Genomic DNA, 14,769 nt, shown 5'->3' on the forward strand with positions numbered 1-14,769 from the left:
AAGCCTTTCGAGGCTTTAATTTCTAAGTTTTGGCTATAAATTTTAGTTACTGTTAGAAAATAAAGGCTCAAAGCTTGACTCAATCAAAGTTTCAGAATCTTGCTTCGATTATTGTTTTCCGAGAGTGACAAAAGAAAGCTAAGCAGGTGTAAATCTGACAATTTTCCCTGTGTACAAGTCTGCATAGTACAGATTGCCATCCTGTCCAGTACTAATTTGCACGGGCGCTCCGGCGTTAGTCGCAAACCGCCTCACTGAGACGACTTTGCCTTCATTATCAAATGTTAAATTATCGATAGTTCCTTTACTCGCATTAGCAATAAACAAGGTATTTTGATAGATTGAGGGGAAAGTCTCGCCTGTATAAAAATCTCCCACAACGATCGCATCAGAATTGTTTCCAGTAGAATCGCGATAATGTTTGTAAGTGTAAGTTGGTGCTTTGGCAATGCCGCTATCATATAAGGCTTGTATTTTTGCGGCTATAGCTGAGTAGGAAGCATATGCTGATTGCTTGAGGCTGACGACATTACCACTGGCATCCAGACCACCTTCATAACCCGGCCAGCCAAAGTTAGCTCCTTTTATACCTATGTTGACCTCTTCCCAAGTTTGCCAGCCCACATCACCAATATAGGGAGTGTTGGTTTTTTCATCTATGGTGAAGCGGAAGGGGTTACGTAGACCATAGTTCCAAACTTTAGAACTATTGCTATTGGGGTTACTAGAGTTATAGAACGGATTATCGGACAAGCCTTCACCAGTAATTGCATCAATCCGCAGGAGCTTCCCAGACAGATTATTAGTATCCTGGACGCGAATTGCGCGGGGATCTACTTGGTTGTAGGAAGTACCATCACCAATACTAACAAACAGAGATCCATCAGTACCAAAGTGCAAACTACCAACTGAGTGAGATTCACTATCAGTCGCGATAAAATCCTCAACGTTTGTGATGTTATTGAGATTGTTAAGATAATCCTGCATACTAGTAAACAGCTTGCCAGTATTTTTGTTGAGAATTCCTGATGGTGCTAAGTTGCTTGTAACGGCTGTGCTATTGTCAGTGGGACGATTGATATACTGCCAAGTGCTGTTTTTACCTAGCAGAACAACTTCGCTGCCAGCTTTGGCAGTCGTGTAGTTAGTATTGGGATCGGCTTCTACTCGAATTAGGCGTGCAGCACGGTTCCCACGCTGATCGCGATTGTCCAATGTGCTGTTAGGATTGTTTTTAGGATTGCTGGGATCGGTTTCTGGCGGGTCGTAGGTGAACAGCAGGTAAATGTAGTTTTTGGGGTTGGTAGCCTTGCCAAAATCTGGATGCACGGCAATGCCTAACAAACCGCGATCGCGCGTATCATTTACCTGTGCAGAAATATCGATAAATGGCGTTGTTAGTAAAGTGCCATTCTGCATCAGCCTTACTATCCCATTTTTCTGGGCAATAAACATGCGGCTATTATCAGGTGTCCAGTCAAATGCTGTGGGTTGATTCAATCCGTCAGCTACAGTCTGTTTAGTAAAGCTACCTGGGTCATTGTCGATGATGGAAACGACAACCGTGTCTTGCTCCAGTCCTACCCCAGCTGCGTTCTTAAACTTCAAAGAAAACTTTTCGTTCGGTTCTGCGATCGTGTCATCTTTAATCGAGATAGAAATTGTCTTACTGGTTTCTCCTATCGCAAAGTTCAAGGTACCAGATACAGCCGTATAGTCAGAACCAGCTTTAGCAGTATCATCCACGGTGGTGTAGTCCACACTCGCAACCGCCGAACTATTATTCCGTGAAACGGTCACTTTAGCAGTACCGACATTCTCATTAACTTCTGGCTCGGTAAAGATGAGGTCAATATTGTCGTCATCTTGAATCGTAACTGTCAGAGTTCTCTGAGTTCCTAGAGTTGCGCCATCTGCTTCATCAATGGCTACAGAAAAAGTTTCATTTAGTTCCTTTAACGAATCGTTAAGGATAGGAATAGCGATCTGTTTGCTGGCTTCTCCTGGCTGGAAAGTAAGTCTGCCAATGATTTCAGTGTCGCTGTTTGCCGTACCGTAATCTTTCCCTCGTTCAGCACTAACAGCAGTAGTTGCATATCTGATTGAAGCAGTGCCACTTAAATCACCAGTTCGCACTATATTGATAATTGCATTACCAGCAGATTCGCTCAGAGTACCGCTCGACGGCCCCAAAGCAATCGTGGGTTCAGTTGGTAAATACAGTTGGGACTTGGGAATAATCTGTTTTGCCTGAGAGGGACTAGACCAAGAGAGTTTGGCAAGTGCGCCTCCGGCTTTATCGTAGTACTCCATTTTAATGTCGTACTTCTGACCTGCAACCAGTGCGATCGCGCCGCTAACTTCTGTGGGAGCTTGATCGACGAAGTTATTGACGATTTGCTTACCGTCTACCCACAACCGCACACCATCATCAGTAGTGGTGGAGAAGGTATAAGTCTCGCTATACCTAGCTTCCACTTGACCCGTCCAACGTATCGAGAAGGTATCGACACCCATGGACGCAGTAGGAGAACCTGTACCCCAGTTAAAGTTAACTGTCGGATCTACACGACTTAGCTTCAGGTTGGTGAAGTTTTGATTGTCGTAATACGCTGCATTGAGTCCCGTACCTGTGCCAGCTATATTGATTTGGAAACTGCCTATATTGCCAGCATTCGCAAAATTACCTTTAGTGTCGCTGACTTGGTTAGTTTGCAAGGCGATTGTATAAGTGCCATTGTTGGCAGAATTCCAAGTTGTTCCTTCTAGAGGATCGATTCTATAGGTGGCGATGCGCTGACTACCATTGGTGTTGTTGTCTACACTGACCAAAGTTGCCGATTGACTAAAGCCATTCGGCCCAGTCACAATTACATCGTTATTATCCAAGGTGGCAACATTAACGGCTGTTTCATCCTTGTAGGTGACAGTGAAAGTATAGTTGTCTCCACCACTTGTAGTTAGATTAGCAGCATTTACCGTGGCAGTAGGAGGAGTGAGATCGCTATTGCTATACAGTTGGGACTTAGGAATAATCTGTTTTGCCTGAGAAGGACTTGACCAAGAGAGTTTGGCAAGTGCGCCTCCGGCTTTATCGTAATACTCCATTTTAATGTCGTACTTCTGACCTGCAACCAGTGCGATCGCGCCGCTAACTTCTGTGGGAGCTTGATCGACGAAGTTATTGACGATTTGCTTACCGTCCACCCACAACCGTACACCATCATCTGTAGTGGTGGAGAAGGTGTAAGTCTCGCTATACCTAGCTTCCACTTGACCCGTCCAACGTATCGAGAAGCTATCGACACCCATGGACGCAGTAGGAGAACCTGCACCCCAGTTAAAGTTGACTGTCGGATCTACACGACTTAGCTTCAGGTTGGTGAAGTTCTGATTGTCGTAATACTCTGCATCAAGTCCATTTCCTTGAGATAGCGTAGTGTCGTTGGCTGCTAATGCAGATGAACTCAGAGCATTGGCATCGCTAGCTCGAGCTAAAGTTTTAGGTTGTTCCTGTTCAATTGCTTCTAAAGAGGATTTATTAGCAATTGCAGAATTTAGCGGTTTGTCAAGAACCGACGAACTTTGAACTTTGGAGTAATCATTCATTGAGATATATACCTCAAAACAATGTTGTAACTAATGCCTTAATACTTGTTTCAGGATTAGTTTTGTCTTGAAAATTTGGTAAAAATATGCGCGAAAGTACAAACGTAAATATATTAAGTTGCAGATTATATTAGCCTGTTGTTTGATTGATGCTGTCGCTACATGTCCTCCTGTATCTCATAGAGAAGCAGATACAGGGAAAACATCATCACCAGAAGTACTAGAGATTACTTGAAAGGAGCATGGTAAGTAGAGTTATTTTTATGTATGGAGTTACGATGACTAAGATCGCGCCACTATGTACTTACTATTCTTGAGAACTTCTTATCTAACTGAAAAGCAGTACCCAACAAAAGCAAGTGCATACTTGCATATTTAACAAAATATTTTTTACATTAAACTACTTAAGTATTTTCTCTAAATTAACCGATTACACATTTGACAACACATCTCGTTACTATGTCTATCCTTTTTGAGAGCATTGTTTAAATATTTACAATGATATCTAACTTTTTAAAGCTAGCTCAAATTTTCGATTAAACTCTCACGAAAATTACCAAAATACGGGATAATATCGCGTCGCCCGCATCATGAAGATACTAAGTATATAAAAATCAGATGAAGACAAACCTTTTATATTTAAAGATTTAAAAAATAAAACTTTTTATATAAAAATACACAGGATTGTTGCAGAAATTAGATAAAGTTATGTTGTACTTTATATGAAATTTATATTCATATTTAAGTAAATGCGTGCAAATATGTAAAGTTTTGTCAGCAAAAAGACCAACTGAAAGTAGGAAACATTACAAGTTAAACGTTTCACATTACCACTTTCCCCTAGACTAATGGCAGCAACCTTGTTTAACACTGGCTAAGGAAAGTGGACTTTGACTGAGACAAACAATTTAAACTCTACCCTCCAGAATGTCTCACGCAGGGAATTGCGAGATTTAGTGAGAACTCAACTGCAAATGCTGCTAGAGGCGGGCGACTTGCCGGGAGCAAAAGCGATTCTCGTACCTGTGCAGTATGCGGATATTGCGGAGGCGATTGAAGGTTTGCCAGAGGCAATGCACGCTTTGGCTTTTCGCTTGCTTTCTAAGGATGAAGCGATTGAGGTTTATGAATATCTTGACTACAGCGTTCAAGAACGCTTAATTGAAGAACTGAGAAGTCAGGATGTCCGTGAAATTGTAGATAAAATGTCTCCCGATGACCGCGCTAGGTTATTTGATGAACTACCTGCAAAAATTGTCAATCGCTTGCTAGAGCAACTTAGTCCAGGTGAACGCGCAGCTACAGCCCAACTATTGGGTTATGAAGCTGACACTGCTGGGCGAATCATGACTCCAGAGTTAATTTCTCTGAAAGAAAATTTTACAGTTGCTGTTGCCCTAGAGCGAATTCGTACCCTAGCGAATGCTAGTGAGATGATTTATTATCTTTACGTTACTGATGGCGCAAGGCAGTTAACTGGTATGTTGTCACTGCGCGATTTAGTGACAGCTCAGCCAGATGAAATAATTGGCGAAATCATGACCCGTGATGTGGTGTTTGTCCACACGGATACAGACCAAGAAGAAGTCGCCAGATTGATTCAAAGATATGACTTTTTAGCTGTGCCTGTAGTGGATCGAGAACAGCGTCTAGTAGGTATTGTTACTGTCGATGATGTGATTGATATTCTCCAACAGGAAACCACTGAAGATATCTACGCGTTGGGTGGCGTGCAGACCGATGGCGACAACTATTTTCAGACAAACTTATTAGAAGTTGCCCGCAAGCGGGTCGTGTGGTTGTTGGTTTTGCTGATTACCAACACCATAACGGGAACGATTATTAAGTCACAAGAGGATATTTTAGCAAAAGTGGTAACGCTGACGGCATTTATTCCCTTGCTGACAGGTACTGGTGGGAATGTGGGTGCCCAGTCTTCCACGGTAGTGATTCGCGGGATGAACACCGACGAAATCCGATCGCTGGGTACATTGCAGGTAATTGGACGAGAAGCGATCGCTGGTGCGTTATTGGGAGTAATGTTAGGTACTATCGCCACTGTATGGGCTTTCTTTCTGCAAGGGCGAATAGAAGTAGCGATCGCCGTAGGTACTAGTTTGGTAGCTATTTCTATTTTAGCTTCTATTTCAGGTTCAGCCCTGCCGTTTTTATTCCGCTTCCTCCGTTTAGACCCAGCGTTGATGTCAGCACCATTTATTACTACAGCAGTTGATGTACTGGGCGTTTTGATTTACTTTAATTTGGCGCGGATAATTTTAAAGTTATAAGTTATGAGTTATGAATTAAAAGTTATGAGTTGTGAGTCGTGAGTTAACTATTTTTTATTTAAAACTTGTCACTCCTGACTCATAACTTTTATAATTCTGATGCTGTATCTGGAGCGATGACTTCACCCGTACCCAATTGCAATATCAAGTCTTGATCGGTAATCAGTTCGCTGAGTTCCTTAACTTGTAAATTCATTTCTTCACAAGCTTGTCGTAGTTCTCGTGCAAAAGTGTTGAGATCGTCACCATAGCCACATTGGTAAGCAGCAGTTTCGATTCCCTGCTTCGCATTTGCTCTAGCACAATCTACTAGTTCTGTGCCATGCAATGGTTTTGCAGATGCCATAAGTTGTAGTTTCTATTTTTTAGATATTTGTCATTTGCTAGATTAGCAATTGTGCAACATCAAAGCATCCCTCCCATGGAAGACATGCGGATAGACTTAAGAGTTAAAAGTTAGGATTGAGTGAATAATTAAATAATTATAATAACTCCTATCTTCTGTACAGACGCGATTAATAGCGTCTCTACTCCTAACTTTTTTTCTTCAGCCGTTAATTACTTCTCCACCGTTGGGATGTAACACTTGGCCAGACATATAAGAAGCATCATCAGAGGCTAAAAATACATAGCTGGGTGCAACTTCTTCAGGTTGTCCTGCTCGTTGCATTGGTACTTGTTTGCCAAAATTTTCAACTTTCTCTTCTGGAAAAGTTGAGGGTATTAAAGGTGTCCAAATTGGGCCTGGTGCTACAGCATTAACCCGAATTTGCTTGTCTATCAAATTTAGTGATAAGGAACGGGTAAAGGCAACGATTGCACCTTTTGTAGAAGAGTAATCAAGTAGCTGTGGACTGCCTTTGTAAGCCGTGACAGATGTAGTATTGATGATAGAACTACCTGCTTGTAAGTGCTTGAGAGCAGCTTTTGTCAGGAAGAACATCGAGAAAATATTCGTGCGGAAAGTGCGCTCTAGTTGCTCTTTCGTAATATCCTCAATGCTTTTTTGCGGATGCTGTTCGGCAGCATTATTAATGAGAATATCTAGTTTACCAAACTCATCTACCGTTTGCTGTACAGCTTGCTGACAAAAATTTTCATCAGTAATATCACCGGCGATCGCTACAGCACGCCGTCCTTGTTTTTCTACCAAATGTTTTGTTTCTTTAGCATCTTCGTGTTCATTGAGGTAAACAAGGGCTACATCTGCACCTTCTTTAGCAAATGCGATCGCTACAGCACGACCAATGCCACTATCTCCACCCGTAATTAATGCTACTTTATCTTGTAACTTGCCACTACCTTGATATTGCGCATCATCTGCTTTTGGTTTTGGTGTCATTTCTGATTCGACACCTGGTGTTTCTTGTTGCTGTGGTGGCTGTAATGTTTGTTCCTCTGGCATAGAATTCTCCTAATAATTGACTAAAAATTTAATATGGGGAAATCACAATAAATAGTTGTTTACTTTTACGAATTCCAAAAATAAACCTTGGATCGATAATTCAAACCAAGGTTTACTTGTTACTTTGACACCTAATTGCAAATAGCAAGTTTAGTGTTCTTAACCCGGATGTAAGCCAAACTTAGTAATTTGACAACTGCACGTGACCGACCTTGTTTCTCCTCACACCTGACACACGCTTTTTTTCTGACCACGACAAACAAGTACACAACTCTCTTGTGATGAAGGATTTCTCCTATTCATCTGATTCAAGTTAACTATGGAAATTGCTGGAGTTTATCACTCTGTAGATGGAAACAAAATTGAAATATACTCAGTCTTAAGGCGTAAAATAAATTAATAATATTTCTTACTTGTCAAAGTAGTTTTATCTTTCTTGAATGCTGGAAGTCAAAAGACAAATCCGTACCAAAGCTATTTCTTGATTCTCTTTGTAGGTCGTCACTAGCTCATGTGAAAGGTAAAATATACCCTGACTTGAAAAAGGCAGAGGGCAGAAGGCAGAAGGCAGAAGGAAAGAAAGTTTTTTCATCTGTCCTGGTGTATGTAGTTCATGACGGCTACTTAATCTATTCCTAACCGCAAATACTCAATTTTGATACAAGCATCCATGATTACGTTTAGTCCTGCATCTAGGGCTTTTTGTGCTGAAGATAAATTAGAAATGCCTAATTGCGCCCACACGGTTTTGGCGTTGCAAGCGATCGCTTCTTCCACAATTTCTGGCAAGTACTCGGAACGGCGAAAGATGTTGACAATATCTACTGGTTGTGAAATTACCTTGAGAGAAGGATAGCAGGGCTGACCATCAATTATTTTGACTAATGGGTTAACAGGATAAACTGTATAGCCCACACTCCGCAAAAATTGAGCGATTTGATAGCTGGTGCGATCGCGTTTATCGGAGTGACCGACTACGGCGATCGTTCTGGCTTGGGTTAATACCTTACGCAGGGCATTATCATCTTTTTTGAGGTTTGGCATCGTTTGAAATATTGCTAACAGATGACTGATGATTGATGATATCAAGCCTAGTATGTAGCGGGCGCTCGTTAAACATTAAACAAAGCACTCCCCTTGCTTCCCCTGCTCCACGGCAGTTGCTTTACTTGGAAAACCTCAAGACCGCATTGCCTCCCCTGCTTTTTTAGGAGTCAGGCTAATCACTTGTTATTAAAATCTCTCCGTATCCCCTGCTCCTCTGCCCTTTGTCCCCCATCCCCTCATTCAGAGACTGTCACTGGTATCCCATTATCTGTAGGTTGCAATTGGAGTATGAAGGGAACTGCTTTCTTGACCCACTCTGAAATAGGTGTGTAAGCAGCGGCTTCTTCTCCAAAGCTAATTTTTAACATATCGGTATGAATGATTCCAGGATTGAGAGGAATAGCAGCCATACCATCAGGTAATTCTTGAGCTAAAGAACGAGTTAATCCTTCAATTGCCCATTTAGAAGCACAGTAGGGTGCAACTTCAGGGGAAGTAGAACGTCCCCAACCAGAACTAAAGTTAACAATGATGCCTCGTTTCTTTTCTACCATTGCTGGCACAAAGTGGCGAATTAAATGAAAAACCCCTTTGATGTTAATATCCATTAACTGCGAAAACTCCTCAGTAGGAACTTGCCACAGAGGTGCTGGGTAATTGATAATTGCCGCGTTATTAATCAGCAAATCTGGTGGTTCGTATTGACTGAGTAAACGCTCCGCCCAAGTTTTTACTTGCTGCTCATTCGCCACATCTATGGCAGCAAAATCGTGGGGCGAACCAAACTTTTGGCGTAGTTTCTCCACAGCAGCTTCTGAGCGAGCGCAACCTAAAACAGTATGTCCTTCCCGAATAAATTGCTCAGTCATCGCATAACCAAGACCCCGACTGATACCACTGATGAGGATGCGCTTAACCATATTTTCCTTGGCATTAAAAGCTGTTCACTACAAAGTAACTATTGCTGCTTAAAAACACGCAGTAATAGTTTAAGTCACAATATTAAGAGCTTATACCAATTCAAAAACGCTGAAAAGTACTGTATTTTTTCATAGTTTTAATCTTTGTTAAAAACTATATAAAAACAGAGCAATCCAAAATGATTTGTAAATATTTTGTTTTGACCGTTGACTGTCATCCGTCATCCACGAATTTATTTCAATTCCCATGGCATTGCTATAGCTTCCTCTTGATTCCATCCAGTACCTTGACAAAATTCATCTACCCAAGAAGCCAGACTACGGGCATTAGTGCTAGAAGATAGATCCTTAGAAATTTCTGATTGTATCTTCCCATTGCCATTGCTTTGAGCTTCTCTAGCTACGATGAGCGATGATATTTTGCCAGTGCTAGAAATTTCGGTAGCTAATGCTAGTGATGGCAGCGTTTTGGCGGTGACAGGAACCTCAGTGGTGATTTCTAGCGATCGCACTAGTTTGCGGTTGCTAGAAATTTCAGTAGCTAATGATGGTAATGCTTTGCCGTTGCTTTTAACCTCGTTAGTCATTGCTAGCGATGTTCCTGAAGAAAGCCGCCCAAGGGGCGATCGCACTGGTTTTTGCCGTATTATACCGACTGGTAGTTTGGTAGAGTTAGGCATCCTTCCAGAAGACTGAGGAGCAATCTTAGTTGCAACTGCGATCGCTGGTACGGGTTGGTGTGTGCGAGCAACCCCAGTTTTAGATATAAATGATACTACAGGTTTGTAACTAAGTGTTATCTCAGTTTGCTCTTGTTCCGAATGTAACGCCTTCGTAGGAGATTGGTATTTAGTGACAACCAATGGTACAAGCTTGTCCTCGCAAGGTTCCTCCTGTAAAGATTCACTTTGAACTTGGTCAGCAGTCAAAGAATGCTCTAATTTTATTGAACGTAATTCTTCATCAGGATTGAAGTTGAGGCCTAAAGCTGCAATTATGCGATCGGGATTATTATTTAGCTCCAAAATAAAACCAAGTATTTCGTCAAACTGGGCTTCTAAAACAGATAGAGTAGCCAAAATAAAACCAGACGAAGGACGGCGCAATCCATCATAAGTGCCCCAAACTCGCATTTTGACCAACCAAGTACGATTTTGCTCGTAGTAACTCAGCCACTTCAGTTTTAAAGATTGTCGTAGCTGCTGAATGTCCATTAGATGCCTCACTTCAATGAAAAATAGTGCAAACCTGTATATTTTTAACAATAAAGAATTCAGGAGTCAGCAGTCAGAATTCAGTATGAATTCTATACAAGTAGTGGATGAACATGTGGGTCTAAATTCCCCACTTATTGATTCTGAATTCTGCATTCTTCTTGAATTAACTTTATCCCTGCGGATGAAACCGATAGTAAAGCATCTGTTTGACCCTTTGACCACGCATTAAGTGATGTTCTACCAGTAGAGGTACTTCTTGGGGTAGAATACCGCTATACCAAACCATCTCAGGCAGCACTAAAAGCATCGGCCCATTGCCGCATTGTCCCAAACAGCCGCTAGCCATTACTGTCACACCAGGGACTGGCAAAGCTGCAAAAGCCGCTAATACCTTTGCTGCACCTTGCTTTTTACAGGTGCGATTTTGGCACACTCGCACACATCTAGGAAAAGATGATTGGTCTGTTTTGGGGAAGTTTGATGATTGAGTTATGTCAGTCATTTTTCGATGAACAAGTAGATGCACAGAAGAGAACGGGGCAGATGAGAGGGATGAAGGAGCAGGGGGACAAGGAAAAAATAACTCCTAACTCCTGTACAGACGCGATTAATCGCGTCTGTACTCAGCACTCACTAATCAACTGATAGTCCTTTTGAAGCCAGCCATTCGCGGTTGAATATCCGTGACTGATACCGGGAACCACTATCACACAGGATAGTAACGATGGTATGTCCTGGCCCCAATTGCTTGGCTAGAGCAACAGCTGCCGCAACATTAATACCTGTCGAACCACCCATTAATAGCCCATCTTTCCGCAGTAGTTGGTAAACGACCCGCAAAGCTTCTTTGTCATCTACCTGGATGGCATCATCAGCAGGTGCGCCTTCCATATTGGTTGTGACGCGACTGTTACCAATACCTTCAGTGATGGAATTTCCTTCTATCTTGATTTCGCCGATTTTGATATAGCTATAAAGTCCACTACCCAGAGGATCGGCAACAACGCATTTAATCGCCGGATTTTGTTCTTTTAGGTACAAGGCTACACCAGCAAAGGTACCACCAGTACCAGTTGCAGCTGTCCATGCATCAATTTTACCATCTGTCTGCGCCCACATTTCTGGGCCTGTGGTTTCGTAGTGGGCGCGACGATTGGCTAGGTTATCAAATTGATTCGCCCAAATAGCGTTTTCCAATTCAGCAGCTACTCTGCCAGATAGTTTGACGTAATTATTCGGATCTCTATAGGGTACAGCAGGGACGGGACGAACTTCTGCGCCTAGTGCTGTCAGTGCGTCTATTTTTTCTTGAGACTGAGTATCGGGAATAATAATTAGGCATTTGTAGCCTTTGGCATTGCAAATATGTGCTAGTCCAATGCCAGTATTACCAGCAGTTCCTTCCACAACAGTGCCACCGGGTTTGAGTAGACCTTTCTCTTCTGCATCTTCGATGATGTAAAGTGCGGCGCGGTCTTTGACGGAACCACCAGGATTGAGAAATTCTGCTTTTCCAAGGATTTCACAACCTGTTTCTTCACTGAAGCTGTTTAAGCGAATCAAGGGTGTGTTCCCAACTGTGCCAATGAAGCCATTTTTAATATCCATTCTGACTTTACCTGTGTGAGTATCTATAAAAATTTTGGCTTATTGTGGTGGCATGATTTACATCTGATTTGTCTAAAATTCTATGAAGACGCGATGAATCGCGTCTCTACAAGGGGGAATGGGGTGGTTGTTCGCGATCGCGTTCCCAATTGATTGGGTTATTGATAATATATTGTCTAATTTTATCGAGGGCGAATTCATCACGAATTATGTTGTCATGAAACCTTTCTTGCCATCCAAAACCTTCATATGTTTGATTAATTTCAAATGTACATCGTCCTTTGTACCACCTAATAATTTTAGAAAGGGAATTTTTAGACAACATCGGATTAAATAATCCAGTAACCCCGCCCCGTTCACCATCCCCCCTTGTAGAGACGCGATTCATCGCGTCTTCTTTTTGTATTTGATTAATAACTAAAATCCCATGAATATGATTAGGCATGACGCAAAATGAATCTATCTGGCAATTAGAAAAATGATTAGGAATCTCATACCACAATTTATAAGCAATTTCTCCAATTGGCGATCGCTGCATTTCACCCTGCACAACCTCACCAAAAAAGCATTTTTTACCGTCGGTGCAAATAGTAACGAAATATCCGGCATTGCTAGCATAACTCCACGCTGGCAAACGCGTTGAATCAATTCGATATTTACCTTTGTATTTAGGTTTGTTGTTTTCTGGTTGAGGATCGTAATGATTCATGATTACATCTTTGATTGATACAAAAATTTATGCAATTATTGCTTTGCATTGATGTAATTGCCAACCCAAAAAACTCGGAATTATTCTCACCATGTGAATGCCGGAAATAAAGACGCGATAAATCGCGTCTCTACAAGGGGCGATCGCAAAAACGATCGCATTTCTATTCTGTTTACAATATCTGTTTTATTAGGGGCGATCGTATTCCCTGGATTGCGGAAATATCAGACAGACCAAAACAATTGTAGAGACGGCGATAAATCGCGTCTCAAAAACCCAACCGTATTGACACCCGATTTATCGCGTTTCTATAAAGGGAAATTGTTCAAGGCGATCGCTGTTTCCACATTTTGCTTATGTTTTGGCTGGAGGAAGTATTTTTCTTTCCTACTCTCCATCTTTCACTTTCTCTTGTTGATACCAAGCTTGATAAAAATCTGGGTAGGGCATACTTTGGGCGCAGTTCCAGATAATTTTGTAGCAATAATTAAATCGCTCAAAGTCATTTTTGTAAGTTTCAGGTGATAAGTAATTGTTCGACCCAGTGACAAGACTCGGCATATATCTCTTTAACATAATTCTCTCTAAGACATACAATATTTTTTTTGAGGTAATGCCTATTAACTTCACCAAAACATCAATCGCTTGTTGGTTGCCAGAGTCAATTTGCACATTCTTTAGTGCCTTAATCGCTTGTTGGTTGCCAGAGTCAATTTGCCCTAAGCTAGATGCCGATTGCCATTGGATATCATCATCCAGTTGTGGATTGCCAATTAACTCCATCAAAACATCAATCGCTTGTTGGTTGCCTGGGTCAATTTGTTCTAAGCTAGATGCCGATTGCCATTGGATATCATCATCCAGTTGTGATTTGCCGATTAACTCTATCAAAGCATCAATCGCTTTTTGATTCCCAGGGTCAATTTGCCCTAAGCTAGATACCGCCTGCCTTCGGATATCATGATCCAGTTGTGGATTGCCGATTAACTCCACTAAAGCAGCGATCGCTTTTATGCGATTTGTCTGAAGCAATGCTGTCCTTGCTCCCTCTGCGATTGGTGCGAGAAATTCTACCCCCTCCAGTTGTTCAACCTTAAACTCGCCACAGCGCCATTTAACTATTTCCGCCACAATAGCATCTGAGTTGCAAGAATTTTTCCACTCATTTACCCCCGCAGCAGCGATAAAATAAGCGCGAAACTCATAAAATCCCCTTCTGACTTTATCAATAGCTCTGTATTCTCCGCACCCATCATCAAATTCTACCAACGCCTGAATAAACTCTTCCTTCTCCTTCCTCTCCACATCCTGACGTCCCAACCACAACAAAATCACCTCTTTCCACTGCGGTGCAAAAATGCGATAAACGCCTAGCGCGGGGTTGTCGGGAACATGATTCAGAAACTCGTGCCAATCATCGATCGCTAACGCTGCAAAATATTCCTCAAATGTGGGATGGTAGAAAGCGTAAACTTTCTCTTTCGTTGCTGATTCCGCAGCTAGTCCAACTTCATTTAGCCATCCCAACTTTAACGCTAACCAAAATAAAGAATTTGGCTGTTTTGGATCGCCTAATTCCTCACGCACAAACTTATGTCGTAGCCGAAACCGTGACGTTTCTCGATCAATTGCCCGTTTTGCTAAACGTCCCAACGCTGCGTTTAATTCCTCTTGCTGCTGTTCAGTGGTAGGGAAGCGGTTTTCTTTCCACTTGTAAATCTCTTCCACAAACTGCTGATAAAGTCCGGCTTTAGTTTCCGGTAAACCAGAAGATCCCCCCCTAACCCCCCCTTGAAAAGGTGGGGAAGCTTTTGCCCCCCTTTCTAAGCTACGGTGTACACACAAGTATGCCCAGAGCGAGTTTCCAGCCAAAAAAGGTGGATTCAAACAGATCTAGTCCGCGAACCAAAGTAGTAATACCAGGAGGTTTCTGAGACTTGTAACCAGACCAACCACCAATTCGAGC

At 42.1% G+C, this 14,769-nt stretch carries 11 protein-coding genes; 1 reads left to right on the plus strand and 10 read right to left on the minus strand.

Features of this window, described 5'->3' with window-relative positions; translation table 11 throughout:
* Nucleotides 1–138: 138 nt before the first annotated feature.
* Entirely contained in the window at nucleotides 139–3,609 is a 3,471-nt protein-coding gene (locus RMY31_RS36065; RefSeq protein WP_322663349.1) for a PA14 domain-containing protein, read from the minus strand.
* An 890-nt stretch (nucleotides 3,610–4,499) separates the two neighbouring features.
* On the opposite strand from RMY31_RS36065, the gene mgtE reads away from it, so the two are divergent.
* On the plus strand, nucleotides 4,500–5,897 hold the full coding sequence (gene mgtE / locus RMY31_RS36070) for a magnesium transporter (RefSeq protein ID WP_322663351.1): 1,398 nt from the start codon (nucleotides 4,500–4,502) through the stop codon (nucleotides 5,895–5,897).
* An 88-nt stretch (nucleotides 5,898–5,985) separates the two neighbouring features.
* Here the strand turns inward: mgtE and RMY31_RS36075 are convergent, their stop codons facing one another.
* The 9 genes from RMY31_RS36075 to RMY31_RS36115 form a co-directional block, all read right to left on the minus strand.
* Nucleotides 5,986–6,243, minus strand: a complete 258-nt coding sequence (locus tag RMY31_RS36075; protein WP_322663353.1) for a hypothetical protein — start codon at nucleotides 6,241–6,243, stop codon at nucleotides 5,986–5,988.
* Between the two features lie 201 nt (nucleotides 6,244–6,444).
* Nucleotides 6,445–7,302, minus strand: a complete 858-nt coding sequence (locus RMY31_RS36080) for an SDR family oxidoreductase (RefSeq protein ID WP_322663355.1) — start codon at nucleotides 7,300–7,302, stop codon at nucleotides 6,445–6,447.
* Between the two features lie 624 nt (nucleotides 7,303–7,926).
* Nucleotides 7,927–8,346 carry a CoA-binding protein gene (locus RMY31_RS36085; protein ID WP_322663358.1) on the minus strand — a complete coding sequence of 140 codons (420 nt, stop codon included), beginning with the start codon at nucleotides 8,344–8,346 and terminating at the stop codon, nucleotides 7,927–7,929.
* A gap of 239 nt (nucleotides 8,347–8,585) precedes the next feature.
* Nucleotides 8,586–9,269, minus strand: coding sequence for an SDR family oxidoreductase (locus RMY31_RS36090; protein ID WP_322663360.1), 684 nt, complete (start codon nucleotides 9,267–9,269; stop codon nucleotides 8,586–8,588).
* A 233-nt stretch (nucleotides 9,270–9,502) separates the two neighbouring features.
* Nucleotides 9,503–10,483, minus strand: coding sequence for a DUF5331 domain-containing protein (locus tag RMY31_RS36095; protein ID WP_322663361.1), 981 nt, complete (start codon nucleotides 10,481–10,483; stop codon nucleotides 9,503–9,505).
* A 172-nt stretch (nucleotides 10,484–10,655) separates the two neighbouring features.
* Entirely contained in the window at nucleotides 10,656–10,988 is a 333-nt protein-coding gene (locus RMY31_RS36100; protein WP_322663363.1) for a (2Fe-2S) ferredoxin domain-containing protein, read from the minus strand.
* Between the two features lie 131 nt (nucleotides 10,989–11,119).
* Entirely contained in the window at nucleotides 11,120–12,094 is a 975-nt protein-coding gene (locus RMY31_RS36105; protein WP_322663365.1) for a cysteine synthase A, read from the minus strand.
* A gap of 106 nt (nucleotides 12,095–12,200) precedes the next feature.
* Nucleotides 12,201–12,803, minus strand: coding sequence for a transposase (locus tag RMY31_RS36110; RefSeq protein WP_322663366.1), 603 nt, complete (start codon nucleotides 12,801–12,803; stop codon nucleotides 12,201–12,203).
* A gap of 387 nt (nucleotides 12,804–13,190) precedes the next feature.
* Entirely contained in the window at nucleotides 13,191–14,531 is a 1,341-nt protein-coding gene (locus RMY31_RS36115; protein WP_409879679.1) for a hypothetical protein, read from the minus strand.
* Nucleotides 14,532–14,769: the final 238 nt, after the last annotated feature.

This window comes from Dendronalium sp. ChiSLP03b (assembly GCF_034531165.2).
GTDB lineage: Bacteria > Cyanobacteriota > Cyanobacteriia > Cyanobacteriales > Nostocaceae > Dendronalium > Dendronalium minutum.

Coding starts and splice junctions, on each gene's coding strand:
- RMY31_RS36100 (WP_322663363.1), bottom strand. CDS start 10,988: ATGACTGACATAACTCAATCATCAAACTTCCCCAAAACAGACCAATCA.
- RMY31_RS36075 (WP_322663353.1), bottom strand. CDS start 6,243: ATGGCATCTGCAAAACCATTGCATGGCACAGAACTAGTAGATTGTGCT.
- RMY31_RS36085 (WP_322663358.1), bottom strand. CDS start 8,346: ATGCCAAACCTCAAAAAAGATGATAATGCCCTGCGTAAGGTATTAACC.
- RMY31_RS36105 (WP_322663365.1), bottom strand. CDS start 12,094: ATGGATATTAAAAATGGCTTCATTGGCACAGTTGGGAACACACCCTTG.
- RMY31_RS36090 (WP_322663360.1), bottom strand. CDS start 9,269: ATGGTTAAGCGCATCCTCATCAGTGGTATCAGTCGGGGTCTTGGTTAT.
- RMY31_RS36095 (WP_322663361.1), bottom strand. CDS start 10,483: ATGGACATTCAGCAGCTACGACAATCTTTAAAACTGAAGTGGCTGAGT.
- RMY31_RS36080 (WP_322663355.1), bottom strand. CDS start 7,302: ATGCCAGAGGAACAAACATTACAGCCACCACAGCAACAAGAAACACCA.
- RMY31_RS36065 (WP_322663349.1), bottom strand. CDS start 3,609: ATGAATGATTACTCCAAAGTTCAAAGTTCGTCGGTTCTTGACAAACCG.
- RMY31_RS36110 (WP_322663366.1), bottom strand. CDS start 12,803: ATGAATCATTACGATCCTCAACCAGAAAACAACAAACCTAAATACAAA.